We start from the raw sequence: 20,755 nt of genomic DNA on the forward strand, positions 1-20,755 counted from the left end.
CTCTTAAGTGAACGGCATTATCCATCATTGGATCCTTTTTTTATAGTAACGAACTGAGTAATAAAGGAAACCTTAGATTAATCACACTTCTAGGTAATCCAATATCCCTTCTGCGGCTTTACGGCCTTCATCGATAGCGGTCACCACTAAGTCAGATCCTCGAACCGCATCACCACCTGCAAAGATCTTGCTGTTGGTGGTTTGGTATTGAAACTCTTGTTTGTTAGGAGCCTTGATGCGACCCCACTGATCGAGCTCCACACCGAAAGGTTCTAGCCATTCCATCGCATGAGGTTGGAAACCAAATGCCATGATCACAGCATCGGCTTCAAGAACATGTTCACTGCCTTCGACAGGCTCTGGGCGACGACGGCCTGCTTCATCAGGTTCACCCAAAGCGGTTTTCACGAATTTAACGCCAACAACATGACCAGCGCTGTTAAGCTCTAAGCCAATAGGTTGGAGGTTGAACTTGAACTTCACACCCTCTTCACGTGCATTTTTTACCTCACGGCGAGAACCTGGCATGTTGGCTTCATCTCGGCGGTAAGCACACACCACATCTGCCGCATTCTGACGAATAGAGGTTCGAACGCAGTCCATCGCCGTATCACCACCACCAAGCACGACGACTTTCTTACCTTGCATATCGATAAATGGGGTTGGGTTTTCCAGTTCCATGACCTTGTAGGTATTAGAAATCAAGAATGGCAGAGCATCATAAACGCCCGGTGCATCTTCGTTGTCTAAACCCGCACGCATGTTTTTATAGGTGCCGACACCAAGGAAAACAGCGTCGTAGTCATCGACGAGTTGCTGAAGTTGTACATCTTTGCCGACTTCGGTATTCATTTGGAACTCGACGCCCATCTCGCTAAAGATACGGCGACGATTTTCCATGATGCCTTTCTCAAGCTTGAACGATGGAATACCAAACGTCAGTAGGCCACCGATCTCCGGATAGCGGTCAAACACAACGGCTTTTACGCCATTACGAACTAAGATATCAGCCGCCGCTAGACCTGCTGGCCCCGCACCGATGATCGCGACCTTTTTATCAGTCCACTCAACGTGAGACATGTCTGGTTTCCAACCCATCTCGAACGCTTTGTCATTGATGTATTTTTCAATGTTGCCGATGGTTACTGCGCCGAAATCGTCGTTGAGGGTACAAGAGCCTTCACACAAACGGTCTTGAGGACAAACTCGTCCGCAAACCTCAGGCAAACTGTTGGTTTGGTGAGACAGTTCAGCCGCTTCGATAATGCGCCCTTCATTGGCAAGCTTGAGCCATTGAGGGATGTAGTTGTGGACTGGACACTTCCATTCACAGTAAGGGTTACCACAGTCTAAACAGCGATCAGCTTGCGCCTTGGCTTGCTGTTTAGTGAAAGGTTCGTAGATCTCTACAAACTCAATCTTACGTATCTTGATTGGTTTCTTCGCTGGGTCTACGCGATTCACATCAATAAATTGGTATACATTCTGGCTCATTATTGGCTCCTTCCAATTATTGCGCTTGAACACGAAGTTCAGCAGAGCTGCGGCTTTGGTGACCGAGCAAGGTGTTAAGATCCGCCGTCTTTGGCTTCACTAGGTAGAACTTCGGAATCCATTCATCAAAGTTCGCCAGAATAGCTTCAGCGTGTACTGAGCCAGTCTCTTCTAAGTGTTCTGCAATTAAGCCACGCAGATGTTCTTGGTGGATAAATAGATCAGACAGAGAAAGTGCCTCGACCGACTCGTTATTTACTCGGCCTTGGAAGTCTTCATTCTTATCCATGACATAAGCAAAACCACCTGTCATACCGGCGCCGAAGTTGACGCCAGTTGCGCCAAGAATGGCAACAATACCGCCGGTCATGTATTCACAGGCGTTGTCACCAGCGCCTTCAATCACAGCAACCGTACCTGAGTTACGTACGCCAAATCGCTCGCCAGCCGTACCAGCTGCAAACAGCTTGCCTCCAGTTGCGCCATACAGACAGGTGTTGCCTATGATGGTCGCTTCGTTACAAGTAAATGCGGTGCCTTGGTGAGGCTTGATAACCACTTTGCCGCCAGCCATGCCTTTGCCAACATAGTCATTGGCATCGCCTGTTAGGTAAAGCTCAACGCCGCCTGCGTTCCAAACCGCAAAAGATTGGCCTGCTGTACCGTCGAGATATAACTTGATTGGTGAACCTGCCATCCCTTGGTTGCCGTATCGCTTAGCAATTTCACCAGAGATACGAGCACCAATCGAGCGGTCTGTGTTGATCACGTTGTAGTAAAGGCTGGTGGATTGACGTTTCTCAATTGCATCGAGTGCATCATCCAGAATCTGCTGGTTGACCTGAGCTTTATCAAATGGTGCGTTTGGCTCGGTCCAAAACAGTGGGTGACCTTCTGGAGATACCGGAGCTTCGAGTATTGAAGAGAGATCGAGCTTGTTCTGTTTCGCGGTGAGGCCTTGAACGGCTTCAAGTAAGTCAGTACGACCAATCAGGTCCGTGAGTTTTTCTACGCCGAGTTCTGCAAGGTATTGGCGAACTTCATCGGCTAGGCCTGTAAAGTAGTTCACCACCATGTCTGGCAGGCCTTTGAAGTATTCGCGGCGTAGTGTTTCATCTTGAGTCGCAACACCCGTCGCACAGTTGTTTAGGTGACAAATTCGTAAGAACTTACAACCCATTGCGACCATTGGCGCGGTACCAAAACCAAAGCTTTCTGCACCGAGAATCGCACCTTTAATCACATCAAGGCCAGTTTTTAAACCACCATCGACTTGCAGGCGGATCTTATGACGAAGCCCGTTAGCAACCAGTGCTTGTTGAGTTTCTGCTAAGCCAAGCTCCCAAGGGCAACCTGCGTATTTTACCGAGGTTAGAGGGCTTGCCGCGGTACCGCCATCGTAGCCAGAAATGGTGATCAGATCGGCATAGGCTTTCGCTACACCAGTTGCAATCGTGCCTACACCCGGTTCCGATACTAACTTTACTGAAACCAAGGCTTTAGGGTTCACTTGTTTAAGGTCGAAAATCAGCTGCGCTAGATCCTCGATAGAATAAATATCGTGATGTGGAGGAGGGGAGATCAGTGTCACCCCTTGAACTGAATATCTCAGCTTAGCGATTTCTGCGGTAACTTTATGGCCGGGCAGTTGACCACCTTCTCCAGGCTTCGCACCTTGCGCGACCTTGATCTGCAAAACATCCGCATTGGTTAAGTAATGTGGCGTCACACCAAAACGACCGGAAGCTATCTGCTTGATACGAGAGTTACGGTCAGTACCAAAGCGTCGAGGGTCTTCACCACCTTCACCAGAGTTTGAGTAACCACCCAAGCGGTTCATCGCCATTGCTAATGCTTCATGCGCTTCTGGGCTCAAAGCACCGATCGACATTGCCGCAGAGTCGAAGCGTTTAAACAGATCGCTGTTAGGCTCGACTTGCTCTAGTGGTAGAGGCTGATCGGCTTTTTTGAGGCTCATTAAGTCGCGTAACATCGCAGCTGGACGAGCATTTACTTGCTTAGCAAAAGAGAGATAATCCGATGTCTCACCTGTTTTTACTGCAGTTTGCAGAGTGCCAACCACATCAGGGTTATAGGCGTGATATTCGCCGTCGTGTACGTATTTGAGTAAACCACCGTGCTCGATTGGCTTACGCTTAGTCCAGGCTTTACGCGATAAGTTATAGATATCTTGCTGGAAATCGCTAAAGCTTGCGCCTTGGATTCGAGTGGTAACTCCGCGGAAACAGAGCTCAACAACATCGGAATGAAGGCCAACGGCTTCGAAAAGCTGTGAACAGCGATAAGAGGCAATGGTTGAAATTCCCATCTTCGACATGATCTTGTACAGACCTTTGTTGATGCCGTTTTGGTAATTTTGCATTGCGGCACGATAATCTTTATCTAAAGAGCCATCATCCAACATTTTACCTAACGCTTCATAAGCGAGGTATGGGTAAACCGCGGTTGCACCGAAGCCAAGCAGCACAGCAAATTGGTGTGGGTCGCGCGCAGTTGCTGTCTCAACAACGATGTTGGCATCACAACGCAGGTTGGTATCAGCAAGCCTTGTTTGCACCGCACCAACCAACATGGCTGCAGGGATCGGTAGTTTTCCTTTCTCTAAACCTTTGTCCGACAGCACAACTAAAACCGCACCTTCGCTGACTTCTTGTTCGGCGCTATCACATACTGCTTTGATTGCTTGTTCTAGATCTTGGTTATTCGGGTCGTAGTGCATGCTGAGAATGACATGACGATAATGTTTTTGACTCAACTGCAGAAGCTGCTGCATGTCTGAGTAAAGCAGTACTGGTGAATCAAACGTGACACGATAGGCGTGACCGTCTGTTTCACAGAACACGTTCATCTCTTTCCCAATACTGGTCGCCAAAGACATCACGTGTTTTTCACGCAATGGATCAATCGGTGGGTTGGTGACTTGTGCAAACTTTTGACGGAAGTAATCAGTGACCAAGCGTTCTTTTGAAGAGAGCACAGCCATTGGCGTGTCGTCGCCCATTGAGCCTACTGCTTCTTGCCCCATATCACCAAGCACACGCAGCACTTGGTCGGACTCTTCGTTGCTCATCGCAAACTGTTTTTGGTAGGTCTTGAGCGTATCATCGTCAAAGCTACGCTTACCCACTTGGTCATCTTGCAGCGCAGAAAATGGCGTTAACTTGTGAACGTTCTTTTCCATCCACTCTTTATATGGGTGGCGGCCTTTGAGGTCATTGTCGATCTCATTAGATTGCCATAGCTTGCCGCGGCGAGTATCTATTACCAACAGTTCGCCCGGGCCAACACGGCCTTTCTCTGCGACTTCATCCGGTGCGTAGTTCCAGATACCGACTTCTGATGCGAGCGTGATTAGATTGTCTTTGGTAATCACATAACGCGCAGGACGCAGGCCGTTTCTATCTAGGTTACACGCAGCGTAACGACCATCTGAAAGTACGATACCAGCAGGACCATCCCACGGTTCCATGTGCTTTGAGTTGAAGTCGTAGAATGCACGTAGATCTGGGTCCATATCTGGGTGGTTTTGCCAAGCGGGCGGCACAAGCATGCGCATCGCTCGGAACACATCCATACCACCGGCAAGGAACAGGTCGAGCATGTTATCTAGGCTTGATGAATCTGAGCCTGTCTCATTCACAAAGGGTGCGGCGGTTTGTAAGTCTGGCAGCAACGGCGAAGAGAATTTATAGGCACGAGCCTTAGCCCACTGACGGTTACCTTCAATGGTATTGATCTCACCATTGTGTGCTAAATAGCGGAATGGTTGAGCCAGTGGCCAACGTGGTTGAGTATTGGTTGAGAAACGCTGGTGGAACAGACATATCGCCGATTCCATACGTAAGTCAGCAAGATCGAGGTAAAATCGCGGAAGATCGGCCGGCATACACAAGCCTTTGTAAACCATGACTTGTGTCGAAAGGCTACAAATATAGAAATCTTTGTCTTCGGTGATCTGTTTTTCAATTCTGCGACGAGCGATATAAAGGCGTCGTTCAATATCGCGTTCACGCCAACCCGCGGGGGCCGAGATAAACACTTGCTGAATATTGGGAACTGAATCTTTGGCAATCGGACCTAATACGTCGGTGTTGGTCGGTACTACGCGCCAACCTGCAACCGTTAAGGTCTCTTGAGCGAGCTCTTTATTGACGATGTCTTGCGCGGATTGCGCTTTGATTGGATCTTGGCTGAAGAAAATCATGCCGACAGCGTATTGCTTGCCGAGCTTGAAGTTATTCTCTTCAGCAATAATTCTGAGATAAGAGTCAGGCTTCTGTAGTAATAAGCCACAGCCATCCCCGGTTTTACCATCCGCAGCGATACCACCACGGTGTGTCATGCGATCTAGGGCTGAAATAGCAGTTCTTACCAACTTATGACTAGGTTGGCCTTCCATTTGCGCTATTAAACCAAATCCACAGTTGTCTTTTTCAAGACTAGGATCATATAGAGCCATTGCAATTCTCCCTTTTGCTTCTCTGTCATCCAGACAGTAAATGACTAACTATTCATATACTTGTTGTTTTTTATAAACTGATAGTTTGCTTTAGCCAGTTAAAACGTTATTGGTTGTGTTAACAAAACCGATTGGTTTTATTTTCATCAGCTTTACAACGTATAGCTAATTGTGTTTAAGGTCAAGTTCATGGTTAATTATCATGCATAAACGCGATTAGCCACTTAATAATCTAAAATAGTCGATAGATATCAATGAGATATATAAGGTTAATGTTAGCGAGATTTAACATATACAACAGGATGATTTTGAAAACGACAAATGCCAGATAGAAAAAAGGCTAGCATCGAGTGCTAGCCAAATATAAAAGTTAGGAAGGGTATTGCTTTTCCTCTAGGCTAACGTAATTGACGTTAGCCCGAGAAATATTATGCGGAAAGCATGAGTGAATCAGCTTTCGCTTCTAAGTTTGAGTTACCCATTAAGAAGTCATCAATGGCAATTGCACATTCACGACCTTCATTAATACAACGTACAACTAGAGATTGACCAGTACGCATATCACCAGCAGCGAAAACGCCTTTCTGGTTGGTTGCAAAACCTTCAGAAGCGACGTTACCGCGCTCGTCCAGTTTAATGTCTAGTTGAGCAAGCACGCCGGTTGGCTCCGGGTGTAAGAAGCCCATTGCTAGGAATGCCATGTCACAAGGAATAACACGTTCAGAGTTCGCGACTTCATCAAAGCCTGGACGCTCACCTGGTTTCGCATCTTGCCAAACGATGTCAGCAATACGTAGACCCGTCACTTGACCTTGCTCGTTACCGATGAACTCTTTGGTTAAGATGTTCCAGTGACGTTCACAACCTTCTTCGTGAGAAGTGGTGGTTTTCATGATCATTGGGTATTGAGGCCAAGGCATGTTTGCAGGGCGCTTCTCTGGTGGGATCGGCATGATCTCAACCTGAGTAATGCTCGCTGCCTTATGACGGTTTGATGTGCCCACACAGTCAGAACCAGTATCACCACCACCGATAACCACAACGTGCTTATCTTTAGCGTGAATCTCTTCTGTTTTAAGATCTAGGTTGTTAGCACGGCGGTTGTTTTGACCAAGGAATTCCATGGCAAAGTGAACGCCTTTCAACTCACGACCAGGGATTGGCAAGTCACGTGGAACCGTAGAACCACCCGTTAGCAATACCACATCAAACTCTTGGCGTAGCTGCTGAGCGTTAACATCAACACCGATGTGTTGGTTAACTTTAAACTCAACGCCCGCTTCAGCCATTAGGTTGATCTTACGATCAATCACGTCCATACCCAGTTTGAAGTCTGGGATACCGAAGCGAAGTAGACCACCGACTTTCTCGTCACGTTCAAATACCGTTACCGAGTGACCAGCGCTGTTTAGCTGCTCAGCTGCGGCTAGGCCAGCAGGACCTGAACCGATAACTGCGACAGTTTTACCTGTGCGAGAGCGTGGTGTTTTAGGTTTTGCGTACCCTTCACGGTACGCAGTTTCGACAATCGTTTTCTCGATATTACAGATAGTGATTGGGTCTTGGTTGATACCAAGAACACAGGCACTTTCACAAGGAGCAGGACAAACACGACCGGTAAACTCAGGGAAGTTGTTGGTAGAGCTTAGGATATTCCAAGCCTCTTCCCAGCTGTCACGGTAAACCGCATCATTGAATTCTGGGATGATGTTACCAATCGGACAGCCGTTGTGACAGAAAGGTACGCCACAGTCCATACAACGAGAGGCTTGAGTATTGATCTTTTCACCAAACTCTTCGTTAAGTACGAACTCTTTGTTGTCTTCAATTCGAACTGACGGGTCGAGCTTCTTTGGAAGCTCACGACCGTGTTCTAAAAATCCAGTAGGCTTACCCATTATACTGCCTCCACTTCTTCCGTTTGTGCCTGTTGTGCTTCAGCTTTACGCTTTTCAAGAACCGCTTTGTAGTCGCGTGGCATTACTTTAACTAGCGATGCAACACTTGCTTCAAAGTTGTCTAGGAAAGACTGAGCAACTTCACTTCCTGTGAATTCAACATGCTTCGTTAGCATATCTAGTAGAAGATCTTTATCTTCTTGTTCAATTGGATCTAGGTCTACAAGTTCAGAGTTCAGCTTGGTTTCGAAGTCACCCGCTTTATCCCATACATAAGCCACACCGCCACTCATGCCCGCAGCAAAGTTACGACCTGTTGAGCCAAGGATAATCGCAACACCGCCAGTCATGTATTCACAACCGTGGTCACCAACGCCTTCAACAACAACCTTAGCACCAGAGTTACGAACACAGAAACGTTCGCCAGCCATACCGCGAATGAAAGACTCACCTGAAGTCGCACCGTAGAAACATACGTTACCTACCACGATGTTGTCTTCAGCAACGATAGTCGATTTCGCATCTGGGTACAGTACCAAAGTACCGCCAGACAGACCTTTACCCCAGTAATCGTTCGCGTCGCCTTCTACTTCGAACTTAACGCCTTTCGCAAGGAACGCACCGAAAGATTGGCCAGCACTACCGTGGAACTTAACGTTCATTGGTTGTGGTAAACCTTGGTCTTTGTAAACCTTCGAGATTTCGTTCGACAGCATGGTACCTGCAGAGCGGTCCGTGTTGATGATAGGGAAGCTTGCATTCACGGCTTCGCCTTTCTCAAGAGCTGGAATCGCAGCTTGAATCAACTTGCGGTCTAGAACGTCTTCTAGGTTGTGGTTTTGTTGTGTCTGGTTGTAGATACCATCTTCTTCACGCGCCTGCTCGATGTGCAGTACCGGTGTTAGATCTAGGTTCTTGTACTTCCAGTGACCGATGTCATCACGAACTTTAAGTTTGTGCGATTGACCAACCATCTCATCGATAGAGCGGAAGCCAAGTTCAGCCATTACTTCACGCAGACCTTCAGCCATGTATTGGAAGAAAGTGACTACGTCTTCTACGCGGCCGTCGAAACGCTCACGCAGAGTCTTGTTCTGTGTTGCGATACCAACAGGACATGTATTCTTGTGACACTTACGCATCATGATACAGCCTTCAACCACTAGAGCTGCTGTTGCTACGCCCCATTCTTCAGCGCCAAGTAACGTTGCTACTGCAAGGTCACGTGGTGTTTTCATCTGACCATCAGACTGAACAACGATACGGTTACGTAGGCCGTTTTTCAGTAGTGTTTGGTGCGTTTCCGCTAGACCCAGCTCCCAAGGCAGACCTGTGTGACGGATAGAAGACATCGGAGATGCACCCGTACCACCATCAAAACCTGCGATAAGTACCACGTCAGCTTTCGCTTTCGCTACACCCGATGCAATCGTACCTACGCCAGCTTCTGATACTAGCTTCACGTTTACACGGCCATTACGGTTCGCGTTTTTCAGATCGTAGATCAGCTGAGCCAAATCTTCGATTGAGTAGATATCGTGGTGTGGCGGTGGCGAGATAAGACCTACGCCCGGAGTCGAGTGACGCGTTGCGCCGATCCAGTCATCAACCTTATCACCAGGTAGTTGACCACCTTCGCCCGGTTTCGCACCTTGAGCCATCTTGATTTGTAGCTCATCAGCGTTAGATAGGTAGTAAGACGTTACACCAAAGCGACCAGAAGCCACCTGTTTGATTGCTGAACGTTCCCAGTCGCCGTTTTCTTTACGTTCGAAACGTGCTGGATCTTCACCACCTTCACCTGAGTTTGATTTCGCGCCAATGCGGTTCATCGCAACAGCCAGTGTTGAGTGAGCCTCATGCGAGATTGAACCAAAGCTCATTGCGCCGGTTGCGAAACGCTTAAGAATGTTCTCGATTGGTTCTACTTCTGCTAGAGGAATAGAGCCTGCAGGGTTCTTGATGAAGTCCAGTTGGCTACGTAGCGTTGCTGCGTTGTCGCCTTGGTCATCAACTGCTTTTGCGTACTTCTTGAACTGACCGTAATCTTTGTTACGCGTCGATTCTTGAAGTAGAGAAATCGTTTCTGGGTTGAATAAGTGTTTCTCACCACGTTGTTTCCACTGGTAAACACCACCAACATCAAGGATCTGAGCTGGAATTTCACGAGCTGGGTAACCAACACGGTGACGAACCAATACTTCTCGCGCGATATCGTCGATCGTTAGACCTTGGATACGAGAAACAGTACCGGTGAAGTATTTTTCAACCACTGATTTGCTAACACCAAGTGCTTCAAAGATTTGTGCACCGTGGTAAGACTGCAGCGTAGAGATCCCCATCTTAGAGAAGATCTTAAGTAGACCGCCGTTAACACCTTTACGGTAGTTATCGAATAACTCACGTGGGTGTACGTTTGGATCTAGCTTCTTAGTGCGTTGCAGTTCAACAATCGTTTCAATAACTAGGTATGGGTTAACTGCGTTTGCACCATAACCGATAAGCGTTGCAAAGTGGTGTGTCTCACGAGCGTCGCCCGTTTCAACAACGATGTCACACTTAGCACGTAGACCTTTACGGATTAGGTGGTGGTGAACCGCGCCAACCGCCAGCATTGCTGGAATAGCGGCATGGTTAGAGTTAACCGCACGGTCTGTCAGTAGGATGATAGAGTAGCCATCAATCACTGCGTCTTCTGCGTATTGGCAGATACGCTTAAGTGCGCGCTCTAACTTACCTTGGTCGCCATTTGCTTGGAATACGATATCCAGCGTCTTCGCCTGAAGGTGCTCGTTATCGATTGCACGCAGTTTTTCTAACTCAGAGTTAGACAGTACTGGAGACTCAAGTTCTACTTTTTGACAGTGCTCAGGTGTTTCAGCAAGTAAGTTCTGGTCTTTACCTAGGTAAGTGTTCAGAGACATAACCATGCGCTCACGAATCGGGTCGATCGGCGGGTTAGTTACTTGTGCAAACAACTGTTTGAAGTAGTTTGAAAGGTGCTGCGATTGGTGAGAAAGAATCGCTAGCGGCCAGTCAGCACCCATTGCAGAAAGTGGCTCGTAGCCTGTTTTCGCAAGAGGTAGAATGATTTCGTTTACTTCTTCAGAACTCACGCCAAACGATTGTTGTTTGTGTAGTAGTTTCTCTGGAGAAGGTTGGCTAAATTCGTTGCTCGCATCCGGTAGCTTTTTCAGGCTCAGAAGGTTCTCTTCAACCCACTTTTCGTAAGGTTGTGCTTTAGCAATGCTGTCTTTCACTTCTTGATCAGAAATGATGCGGCCTTGCTCAAGGTCAGCAACGAAGATACGACCTGGTTGTAGACGACCACGGTACTCAACGTTTTCAGGTGCAATCTCAACAACACCAGACTCAGACGCCATTACTAGGAAGTCGTCTTTAGTTACTGTGTAGCGAGAAGGACGCAGACCGTTACGGTCAAGTGTTGCACCTACTTGAACACCATCGGTGAAACATACTGATGCTGGGCCATCCCATGGTTCCATTACGTTCGCGTGGTACTGGTAGAACGCACGACGAGTTGGATCCATGTTTTTGTTTTCTTGCCATGCTTCCGGGATCATCATCATCAACGCGTGTGGCAGAGTACGACCTGAAAGAACAAGTAGCTCAAGCGCCATATCGAAGTTTGATGAATCCGAACTACCTTCCTGACAGATAGGAAGCAGCATGTCGATTTCAGCTTGTGTAAACAGATCCGATTCTAGGATTGCTTCACGTGCTTTCATCCAGTTCAGGTTGCCGCGAACCGTATTGATTTCGCCATTGTGCGCGATGTAACGGAAAGGCTGAGCTAGACGCCAACGTGGGAATGTATTGGTAGAGAAGCGAGAGTGTACTAGTGCTAGAGCTGTCACCATGGTTGGGTTTTGCAGATCTAGGAAGTACTGAGGAACTTGTTCAGTTGTTAGCTGACCTTTGTACACCAATGTCTTGTAAGACATAGAGTTGATGTAGAAGTCATCACCGATATTTGAAACGCTTTCTAGGCATACACGAACCGTGTAGTTACGTAGAACATACAGTTTACGCTCAAGCTCTTCTGGTGTGATACCAGGGCCGCCAGAAATAAATACGTGTTCAAATTGAGGTTCAGTGCTTAGTGGGTCAGCACCAATCATTGAATTGTCCGTTGGAAGTTCACGGTAACCGATAACTTCTAACTCAAGGCGTTGTGCATTGCGTTCTAGAATGTCACGACACTGTGCACGTTTGTGTTCATCTTTAGGGAAAAGTACAACACCAACACCATATTTTTCAAAAGATGGCAGCTTAATTCCAAGCTTTACGGCTTCTTCTAGTAAGAATTCGTGCGGCTTCTGTAGCAGGATACCTGCACCATCACCAGAACACGGATCGCAGCCTTGGCCGCCACGGTGTTCCATACGTGCAAGCATATCGAGTGCTTGAGTTACTACATCATGAGATTTGCGATTCTTTAGATGCGCAACAAAACCGATACCACAAGCGTCATGCTCCAATTCAGGAGTATACAGACCCTGTGAGTTCTGCTCTTGATCTACCATAGATACATCCTTCCAGTTAAATCTAGGCGCAACTTATTTGTATAAAGTCAGCCTTGTCCTTTTATATTTATGGGTCTAAACCTGCCTATGCTGGCGGTTTGAATCCTTTCCGTATCTCGCAGGAAAAGTATTGCGAGAAAAACAATCCTTAGTGATACCTGTTTATTTTTAACCACAAACTAGTGGTTTATATAGGTGGGAGTTAGATATCACCGACTTATTAGCAAGTTTTCGTTGTAAGTAAATACTCAAAAATAGCCAATATGTGTAAGTATCCTACAATTTTGTCTAGGCGAATTGCAATGAAAGTTGACCCATGTAGACCATTTTTTTCGTTTTATTTTGAATTTAATGCCTAACAAATGTGCAACATTAGGCAAATAGAGCCGATTTTTTGCATGTTTATTGATATTTGTTAGGTTGCTCGCAAAAAGCCTTGAGTAAACTAATTGGTCGAATTTTGCAGGGATGTAATTTTTTTTCAAAAAAGACTGATATTCATTCTTATTTACTTGAGTGCTTTGAAAATATGCAATTACACGAGTTGGTCAATACTATCGGCCAAGACCTTCAACGCCGTTATGGCGAGAAGGTTCACAAGCTGACGCTTCATGGTGGTTTCAGCTGCCCAAACCGAGACGGGACAATTGGCCGTGGAGGTTGCACGTTTTGTAACGTGGCTTCCTTTGCCGATGAACAAACTCAGGTTCAGAGTATTGCAGAACAACTAAAAGATCGTGCGGGTGAAATTGCTCGTGCTAAGAAGTATCTGGCTTACTTTCAGGCGTACACCAGCACTTATGCTGAGGTGCAAGTGCTCAAGAATATGTATGAAGAGGCGCTAAAAGCACCCGGTGCAGAGATCGTCGGCCTTTGTGTTGGTACGCGACCAGACTGTGTGCCTGATGCGGTGTTGGATCTGTTAGCGGGCTACGTTAAACAAGGCTATGAGATTTGGCTCGAGCTTGGCCTGCAAACCGCCAATGATAAAACCCTCAAGCGAATTAACCGCGGCCACGATTTTGCAGTGTATGAAACGATCACCCAACGCGCACGCGCTTTAGGTATCAAGGTGTGTACTCATCTGATTGTTGGCCTACCAAAAGAAACCAAAGCGGATAACCTTGAAACCTTAGACAAGGTATTAGCCGTTGGCACCGATGGTATTAAGCTGCACGGCCTTCATATAGTAGAGGGCAGTACCATGGCTAAGGCGTGGAAGGCCGGAAAGCTAGAAGCCCCAAGCCTTGAAGAGTACATCGATATCGCGAGTGAGATCATTCAACGCACGCCTGCGGACGTGGTTTATCACCGTGTTTCTTCAGCGGCGAGACGCCCAACCTTACTTTCTCCTTTATGGTGTGAGAACCGCTGGTTAGCGATGACTGAAATAGGTCGTTCGTTGGATAAAACCGGTGCTCAAGGCATCAAAACGGGCTCTGCATTCGAGTACACGTTGCCTGTTTTAAACGCGGCCAATTAATAGAAATGGGTGACTGTAGGTAACAGCAGATAAAACCAATAAATAGTGGTAACATTTCCCTAGCAGATTTTATGGTATAGATTGAGAGTAAATGGAACTGGTAATGACTTGGTTGTGGGACAGGGCGTATGGCTACGGTATTTATATCGTTGTTGTATTGCTGATTGCTCTCATCTGCTGGCATCTCTATTCTCGTTATCAGTCGCATATCGAAACGCTTCTACTTGCTACCCCGTCGCCACTCTACTTTGTTGATGTTCGAAGTGGCGAAATACTCTATGCCAATCGCCAAGCCATGCAGTTGCTTGGTATCCGCCAAATCGGTGTTAATTTTCGCTTTCCTACTGTGGAAAGCGAGAACAGCTTTCGTCACTACTTAACCAACCACATCAACTCTCGAGCCTTCGAGCAGGTCTCCCTGTGGGCGCTTTCTGAATTTGAGTCGTTCAAGATCAACTTGATCGGTCGTAAGATCCATTTTAGAAATAAGCAGGCTTGGATGATTCACGCCTCATCTTATAAAAACACTAACGAAGAACTGTCCCAAGAAGTTCGAGAACTGAATGTTGCTCGTACCGCTTTGGATTCTTTGTCTGAGCTGATCTACGTGAAAGATCAGAAAGGTCAGTTAGTGACGAGTAATCGCTCGTTTAAAAAGTTTTGGCATGGTCGTGCTGAAGAGGGCACCCTGAGTGTTTCTGGTGGAGTATTAAAAGGTCGTGTAAGTGAACGCTCTTGGACTACAGATCAAGATGGAAAAAGCTGCTTGCTTGAAACCTACCAAAGTGTGCTGCTTTCCCAAGATGGAGAAACCATCGGCACGCTCTCTATTAGTCATGATGTGACCGATTGGCATGACATGCAGCAGAAACTGCGTGGCGAGATGGAGAAGCGAAAAGATACCGAAGTGGCACTTGCGCAGCGTGACACCATCTTGCAAAACCTCCTGGAGGCCAGCCCAGACTCGATTGGTATCTTTAATGAAAACATGGTTTATCAAGCGTGTAATAAACCATTTGTGGCTGCGCTGGGTATCTCTGAAGTCAGTGACTTGATCGGTAAACGTTTACAAGATGTGGTGCCACATAGCATCTATACGCGAATATCAGAAACCGATCATCAAGTGCTTCATCAAAGTAAATCACTGCGTTATATCGACAAAGTGGTCTCAAGTGATGGAACATTTACTTGGTATGATGTAGTCAAATCACCGTTTAGAGATCCAGCATCGAGCACTAATGGTGTGTTGATCATGGCGCGTGATATTACAGAGCGTTATCTAGCAGAACAAAAGCTTGAAGAAGCCAACCTTGAACTTGAACGCCTCAGCTTTATGGATAGCCTGACTAAAGTGTCTAACCGACGTCGTTTCGATGAACAGCTCTCTACACTGTGGCATTATCATGTGCGTGAGAAGCTGCCACTGACGATCATGCTATGTGATATCGACTTCTTTAAAGGCTACAACGACTTTTACGGACACCAACAAGGCGATGATGCTTTGATTCAGGTTTCTCAGGCATTTAAGCAGGTGTTGAATCGTTCATCTGATTGTGTGGCTCGTTATGGTGGTGAAGAGTTCGGCTTTATTCTGCCAAATACAACGACCGAAGGTGCTCAGCTGGTGGCGCAGCGTATTCATGATGAAGTCCTAAAATTGGAACTTGCGCATGAGAAGTCGACAGTCTCTGAATTCATCACGGTGAGTATTGGTATTATCTCTTACATTCCTACACCTGATGATGAAATGGAATCGGCTGTTGCCTTGGCTGATAGTGCGTTGTATCAAGCGAAATCAGACGGTCGCAACCGTTCAATGGTGCATCCATACTCAATTCGCTAACGCTATAAAATTGGCAATTTGATTATCCCCGGCTATTTTTGCTTAGTTAGTATTTGTATTGGTTAATTAACCTTCGAAATTACCGCTGAACACTTGCTGCGTGTGATGTAGCTAGCTTACCTCCCATCTTCAAACAGGGTAGAATGTTGCTAGTCTTATCGCATGGAGCGCTAAATGAAACCCATGAAAAATCTTGCCCAGTATTACGTGGATCTACTCGTAAAACTGGGGATTGTCCGCTTTTCTATCTTACTCGCCCTAGCGCTTGTTGCCCTCGCTGTTGTTGTGCAAGTCGGTATCACCCTTGCACTCAAAGGCAATGTTGATGACATCGACATTGTCCGTTCAGTTTTCTTCGGTTTAGTGATCACGCCTTGGGCGGTTTATTTTCTGTCAGTGGTCGTGGACCAGTTGGAAGAATCACGTCAAAGGTTAGCGAAATTGGTCTCTAAACTTGGCGACATGCGTGAGCGAGACCAAGAACTCAACAATAAAATGCAGCTCAATATCGAGAAGCTTAATCAAGAAATTGAAGAGCGTGAAAAAGCGGAAGAAGCGCGCGCAGAAGCAATGCAAGATCTCGAAAACGAGGTGTTCCAGCGCGAGCGTACTCAGCTTGAACTCGCAGAACGTACTGCACTGTTACGCTCGTTTATCGATGCCTCGCCTGACCTTATTTACTACCGTAATGAAGATGGTGTGTTCTCTGGTTGTAACCGTGCGGTTGAAGAGCTCACTGGTAAAACAGAAAAAGAGCTAGTTGGTTTAACTCCTTGGGATGTTTACAGTAAAGAGGTCGCTCAGCAAGTTGTTGAAACCGATAAGAAAGTATTTGCTGACAACCAAGCACTGACTTATGACCAATGGCTTGAATACCCAGATGGCCGCAAGAGTTACTTCGAACTGCGTAAAGTGCCTTTCTACAGCAAAGATGGTCGTCACTTGGGCTTGGTTGGTTTTGGCCGCGATATTACTGAACGTAAAGAGCATCAAGAGTCGTTAGAAAAAGCCAGCCGCGATAAGACCACCTTTATCTCAACTATTAGCCACGAGTTAAGAACGCCGCTCAACGGCATCATTGGCTTGAGCCGCATGCTGCTTGATAGCCAACTGACCACCGAACAGCGCAAGCAGATGCAAACCATCAAGGTGAGCGCGGTGACACTGGGTAATATCTTCAACGATATTATTGATATGGATAAGTTCGACCGCCGTAAGCTTGAACTCTTCCCTACGCCTATTAACTTTGAAGATTTCGTTGTCGAGATCGAAAGTATCTCTGCGTTGATGGCTGAGCAGAAAGGGTTAAGGTTCGATCTAGAAAGATTGTCTGATCTTCCAGCTGCTGTTGAGGTGGATGGTACTCGTCTTAGACAGGTACTGTGGAACCTTGTTAGTAACGCGATGAAGTTCACCAAAGATGGTGGAGTGGTGATGACAGTCAGCGCCGACATTGATGGTGACTTTGCCAACATTACGATGGAAGTGGAAGATACTGGTATTGGTATCCCTGAAAGTGAAATCGAGAAGATCTTCGCGATGTACTATCAGGTGAAATCGGGCACGGACAACTTGCACGCTGTCGGCACGGGTATTGGTCTCGCTGTCTCTCAACAGCTAATTAATATGATGGATGGCCACATTGAAGTCATCAGTGAAGAGGGCTTTGGCAGTACCTTTACGGTTTCGATTCGAGTTCCAGTGAATCACGATACTCAGGCTCTGATCAAAACGCCAAGAAAACAGTCGAATCTTAAGATCTTTATGGTCGAAGACATTGAACTCAATATCACAGTGGCTCGCTCTCTACTTGAAAGCCTTGGCCATGAAGTGACAGTCGTGATGACGGGTAAAGAGGCGCAAATTGCTTTCAATCCTGAAGACTATGATTTGGTGTTGTTGGATATCCAACTGCCAGATATGACGGGTTTCGATATTGCTCAATACTACCGCGAGAAATACAGCCAGCTACCGCCTTTGGTGGCGTTAACTGCGAACGTATTAAACAACAAGCAAGAGTACTTCCAGAAAGGCATGGACGAAGCGATCAGTAAACCTTTGTCGGTTCGAGCTATCCAAGATGTCATCAGTGAACTTATCGAAGATGCACCAGAGGTAATTGAGAAGGTAGCGGGCACCGATAAGGTTGAGAGCATTGATAAAGTCGACGCGAGTAAGCCTTTTCTTTCAGAAATTGATACCACTTTGCTTGATATTGATATGCTAGAGTCTTATGTTGATATTGTTGGACCGAAACCGGTTTTGGATAGCATCGCGATGTTCGAAGATATGATGCCGGAGTATATGGAAATATTGAACTCCAACATGGTCGCGAAAGATAAAGCCAGTATCGTCTCTGAGGCACATAAGATTAAAGGTGCTGCAGGTTCTATTGGTCTGAAACGCATCCAACAAGTTGCCCAGAAAGCTCAATCTCCAGATTTGCCTGCGTGGTGGGAGAACATTTCAGATTGGGTTGATGAGATAAATAACGAATACCAGAATGACATTGAAGTTTTAAAGAGTTGGTTAAATCAAAGGTAGAAGAATAATGAAAAAATTAGCATTCGCCGCATGTGTAGTGGCATTAGCGGGTTGTTCTGCGCCACAAGTAGAATGGCAGCAAGATAATCAAGTCGAAGTATCTGCAGCAACAGTTACCATGAAAAGCAACCTTTGGCACAACAAGATGCCAACGATTGGCGAGACTCAAGATAAGACCCTACATGGTGCTATCTACCTAGAGTCAGACTCACAACTGCCAGCAACGCTTGCGGTTGAAAGTGTTACGGTTAAACAGGGTGCAGACACCTTGTTGGTAACGGCTGACGATCTTGATTTAAGAACACACAGTGAAACTCAATGGGAAGTCGCGTTTGTATGGCAGCTAGAAATCGACAGTGACAAGCCTGTTGATGTGGCGGTGGAACTTAAAGATGGCGAAACCGTGAAGTGGTTAGTAGAGAAAGACGTTAAGGTGGATACGGTTTACTAAAATCTTATCCAATTAAGAACAATAAAAAAGGGAGAATGCGTTGGCATTCTCCCTTTTTAATAACTATTGATGACGCTTCTAGTGTTCAAAACACTTACTGGTGAGTAGTGCTAAATGGTAAGAGGCGCGAATCGAATTAGTCTTCTAGGTCACCACAAAAGCGGTAGCCTTCACCGTGAATCGTTGCGATGATTTCTGGCGTACCAGAAACAGATTCAAAGTGCTTACGAATACGACGGATTGTTACGTCTACAGTACGATCGTGTGGCTTAAGCTCACGGCCAGTCATCTTCTTAAGAAGGTCAGCACGTGTTTGGATCTTACCTGGGTTCTCACAGAAGTGAAGTAGAGCACGGAACTCTGAACGAGGTAGCTTGTAGCCTTCGCCATCTGGGCTAACCAGAGAACGACTGTTGATATCTAGTACCCAACCGTTGAACTCATACTTCTCAACGCTACGCTTCTCTTCTTGAACAGAGCTTGTGCTCATTGAACGGTTCAGAAGGTTGCGTGCACGGATAGTCAGTTCACGAGGGTTGAAAGGCTTAGTGATGTAGTCATCAGCGCCGATCTCTAGGCCAAGGATCTTATCAACTTCATTATCACGACCAGTTAAGAACATAAGCGCTACGTTTGCTTGCTCACGTAGTTCACGCGCAAGTAGTAGGCCATTCTTACCTGGAAGGTTGATGTCCATAATTACAAGGTTAACTTGGTTGTCAGATAGCACTTGGTGCATCTCTTCACCGTCGCTAGCCTCAAAAACAGCATATCCCTCTGCTTCAAAAATACTCTTTAGAGTGTTACGAGTTACTTGCTCATCTTCAACGATAAGAATCTGCGGGGTTTGCATTTGGCGGTACCTAAATTTGTGACGAAACTGTGCTAATAGAATAAATTCTAGGCAAAAACATAACATACAGGTAATGTATTTTTGATGATAACTTAAAGTTTTCAAAAAAACACTTACTTCCAGCTATCTGCCTTCCTTGAAGTATTGCCCAATAACGTAGATCCAGTACGCCTTTCAATCATTCTTTTAGTGATTGGAGTGGATTCTATAATGTTAACAGCATGCTAACAACGCGAGAATGTTAATTCCATTCACTTTGTTGATTTACATCAATTGCCGTATCGCAACAAACTTTAATAGTATGGCTACAACTTAACCAATGTTATGGTGACTATTTAGCACCAAAACAAGAATGATTATTCGAGATGCTTCGCACATCTTGCCTGCTAAAGACCGGATTATGAACCAAGGAAGCTGAAAGCTGTCTTAAGAGTCTAGTAGATAAATATGCTCAATCAACTTTTATTGAGTAATAAATTGAGCATAGAACAATGAAAACAAAGGATTAATTTTAATAACATATAAAAGCATAGAGGCTAGCCTGACATAACCGGTAACGCCTTACTCACGGAGGATATATGCACGATATAACACCCGACTTGTGTGATGAGTTTGAAAGCGAAGTCACCCTACTGAACATGCCATTGCAGAACTTCGGCCAACGTGGTGCGTTCTTTGGAAAAATTGTAACAGTTCGTTGTTATCACGATAATTCCAAGGTTCGCGAGGTTTTAGAGACCGACGGCTGTGGCAAAGTGCTTGTCGTTGACGGAAATGGCTCATGCCAGAAGGCGCTGCTTGGCGATCAACTCGCTATTCTCGCGATAGAAAACGGTTGGGAAGGCGTGATTGTAAACGGTGCGGTGCGTGATGTAGGCATGATGTCGCAAATGGACCTTGGCGTTCAGGCGTTAGGTGCATCGCCATTCAAAACAGAGAAACGCGGTGTCGGCCAAGTGAATGTGACACTCTCTATACATAATCAACTGATTCAGCCTGGTGACTATATTTATGCCGATTGGAATGGCGTGTTAATTTCATCTGAGCTGTTAATTGAATCGTAACTGACTCAAATTGAATGCCGTTGATAGATTAGAACGGGGAATGGTTTGTGATGTACTAAAAGTTTGGATCTCAATCCGCACTAATCTGTTAATAAAGA

The 20,755-nt window shown here is 46.1% G+C and carries 10 protein-coding genes and 1 pseudogene; 5 read left to right on the forward strand and 6 right to left on the reverse strand.

The window, feature by feature from the left end:
- Positions 1-81: 81 nt before the first annotated feature.
- The 4 genes from AB4384_RS21730 to gltB (AB4384_RS21745) all read right to left on the reverse strand — a co-directional run bounded on the left by AB4384_RS21730 (position 82) and on the right by gltB (AB4384_RS21745) (position 12,419).
- Entirely contained in the window at positions 82-1,494 is a 1,413-nt protein-coding gene (locus AB4384_RS21730; RefSeq protein WP_372130105.1) for an FAD-dependent oxidoreductase, read from the reverse strand.
- Between the two features lie 16 nt (positions 1,495-1,510).
- On the reverse strand, positions 1,511-5,974 hold the full coding sequence (gene gltB / locus AB4384_RS21735) for a glutamate synthase large subunit (RefSeq protein ID WP_372130106.1): 4,464 nt from the start codon (positions 5,972-5,974) through the stop codon (positions 1,511-1,513).
- A gap of 428 nt (positions 5,975-6,402) precedes the next feature.
- Complete coding sequence (locus AB4384_RS21740) at positions 6,403-7,872, reverse strand: glutamate synthase subunit beta (protein WP_017066517.1); 1,470 nt, start codon at positions 7,870-7,872, stop codon at positions 6,403-6,405.
- Positions 7,872-12,419, reverse strand: a complete 4,548-nt coding sequence (gltB, locus tag AB4384_RS21745; protein WP_137001930.1) for a glutamate synthase large subunit — start codon at positions 12,417-12,419, stop codon at positions 7,872-7,874. Before gltB (AB4384_RS21745) ends, AB4384_RS21740 begins: the two co-directional genes overlap by 1 nt.
- 529 nt (positions 12,420-12,948) lie before the next feature.
- On the opposite strand from gltB (AB4384_RS21745), the gene AB4384_RS21750 reads away from it, so the two are divergent.
- The 4 genes from AB4384_RS21750 to AB4384_RS21765 all read left to right on the forward strand — a co-directional run bounded on the left by AB4384_RS21750 (position 12,949) and on the right by AB4384_RS21765 (position 18,740).
- Positions 12,949-13,902 carry a TIGR01212 family radical SAM protein gene (locus AB4384_RS21750; protein ID WP_017062887.1) on the forward strand — a complete coding sequence of 318 codons (954 nt, stop codon included), beginning with the start codon at positions 12,949-12,951 and terminating at the stop codon, positions 13,900-13,902.
- A 91-nt stretch (positions 13,903-13,993) separates the two neighbouring features.
- Positions 13,994-15,745 carry a diguanylate cyclase domain-containing protein gene (locus AB4384_RS21755; protein WP_372130107.1) on the forward strand — a complete coding sequence of 584 codons (1,752 nt, stop codon included), beginning with the start codon at positions 13,994-13,996 and terminating at the stop codon, positions 15,743-15,745.
- Positions 15,746-15,919: 174 nt separating this feature from the next.
- On the forward strand, positions 15,920-18,289 hold the full coding sequence (gene arcB, locus AB4384_RS21760; protein ID WP_136978407.1) for an aerobic respiration two-component sensor histidine kinase ArcB: 2,370 nt from the start codon (positions 15,920-15,922) through the stop codon (positions 18,287-18,289).
- A gap of 7 nt (positions 18,290-18,296) precedes the next feature.
- The gene (locus AB4384_RS21765; protein WP_017062884.1) at positions 18,297-18,740 is read left to right on the forward strand and encodes a hypothetical protein; all 444 of its coding nucleotides are present in this window, start codon (positions 18,297-18,299) and stop codon (positions 18,738-18,740) included.
- 136 nt (positions 18,741-18,876) lie between these two features.
- Here AB4384_RS21765 and arcA read toward each other — a convergent pair whose 3' ends face one another.
- Positions 18,877-19,593 carry a two-component system response regulator ArcA gene (gene arcA / locus AB4384_RS21770; RefSeq protein WP_004741534.1) on the reverse strand — a complete coding sequence of 239 codons (717 nt, stop codon included), beginning with the start codon at positions 19,591-19,593 and terminating at the stop codon, positions 18,877-18,879.
- A 429-nt stretch (positions 19,594-20,022) separates the two neighbouring features.
- Positions 20,023-20,124 (reverse strand): annotated as a pseudogene (locus AB4384_RS21775) (ribonuclease activity regulator protein RraA); the annotation flags it as partial.
- Positions 20,125-20,171: 47 nt separating this feature from the next.
- Here AB4384_RS21775 and AB4384_RS21780 point away from each other — a divergent pair.
- The gene (locus tag AB4384_RS21780; protein ID WP_017059310.1) at positions 20,172-20,657 is read left to right on the forward strand and encodes a putative 4-hydroxy-4-methyl-2-oxoglutarate aldolase; all 486 of its coding nucleotides are present in this window, start codon (positions 20,172-20,174) and stop codon (positions 20,655-20,657) included.
- Positions 20,658-20,755: the final 98 nt, after the last annotated feature.

Source organism: Vibrio sp. 10N.261.51.A4, assembly GCF_041471945.1.
GTDB lineage: Bacteria > Pseudomonadota > Gammaproteobacteria > Enterobacterales > Vibrionaceae > Vibrio > Vibrio crassostreae_C.

What these genes read in the sequence shown, in the direction of transcription:
- gltB (WP_137001930.1), bottom strand. Translation starts at nt 12,419, where the DNA reads ATGGTAGATCAAGAGCAGAACTCACAGGGTCTGTATACTCCTGAATTG.
- AB4384_RS21755 (WP_372130107.1), top strand. Translation starts at nt 13,994, where the DNA reads ATGGAACTGGTAATGACTTGGTTGTGGGACAGGGCGTATGGCTACGGT.
- AB4384_RS21740 (WP_017066517.1), bottom strand. Translation starts at nt 7,872, where the DNA reads ATGGGTAAGCCTACTGGATTTTTAGAACACGGTCGTGAGCTTCCAAAG.
- AB4384_RS21730 (WP_372130105.1), bottom strand. Translation starts at nt 1,494, where the DNA reads ATGAGCCAGAATGTATACCAATTTATTGATGTGAATCGCGTAGACCCA.
- gltB (WP_372130106.1), bottom strand. Translation starts at nt 5,974, where the DNA reads ATGGCTCTATATGATCCTAGTCTTGAAAAAGACAACTGTGGATTTGGT.
- arcA (WP_004741534.1), bottom strand. Translation starts at nt 19,593, where the DNA reads ATGCAAACCCCGCAGATTCTTATCGTTGAAGATGAGCAAGTAACTCGT.
- AB4384_RS21780 (WP_017059310.1), top strand. Translation starts at nt 20,172, where the DNA reads ATGCACGATATAACACCCGACTTGTGTGATGAGTTTGAAAGCGAAGTC.
- AB4384_RS21750 (WP_017062887.1), top strand. Translation starts at nt 12,949, where the DNA reads ATGCAATTACACGAGTTGGTCAATACTATCGGCCAAGACCTTCAACGC.
- arcB (WP_136978407.1), top strand. Translation starts at nt 15,920, where the DNA reads ATGAAACCCATGAAAAATCTTGCCCAGTATTACGTGGATCTACTCGTA.
- AB4384_RS21765 (WP_017062884.1), top strand. Translation starts at nt 18,297, where the DNA reads ATGAAAAAATTAGCATTCGCCGCATGTGTAGTGGCATTAGCGGGTTGT.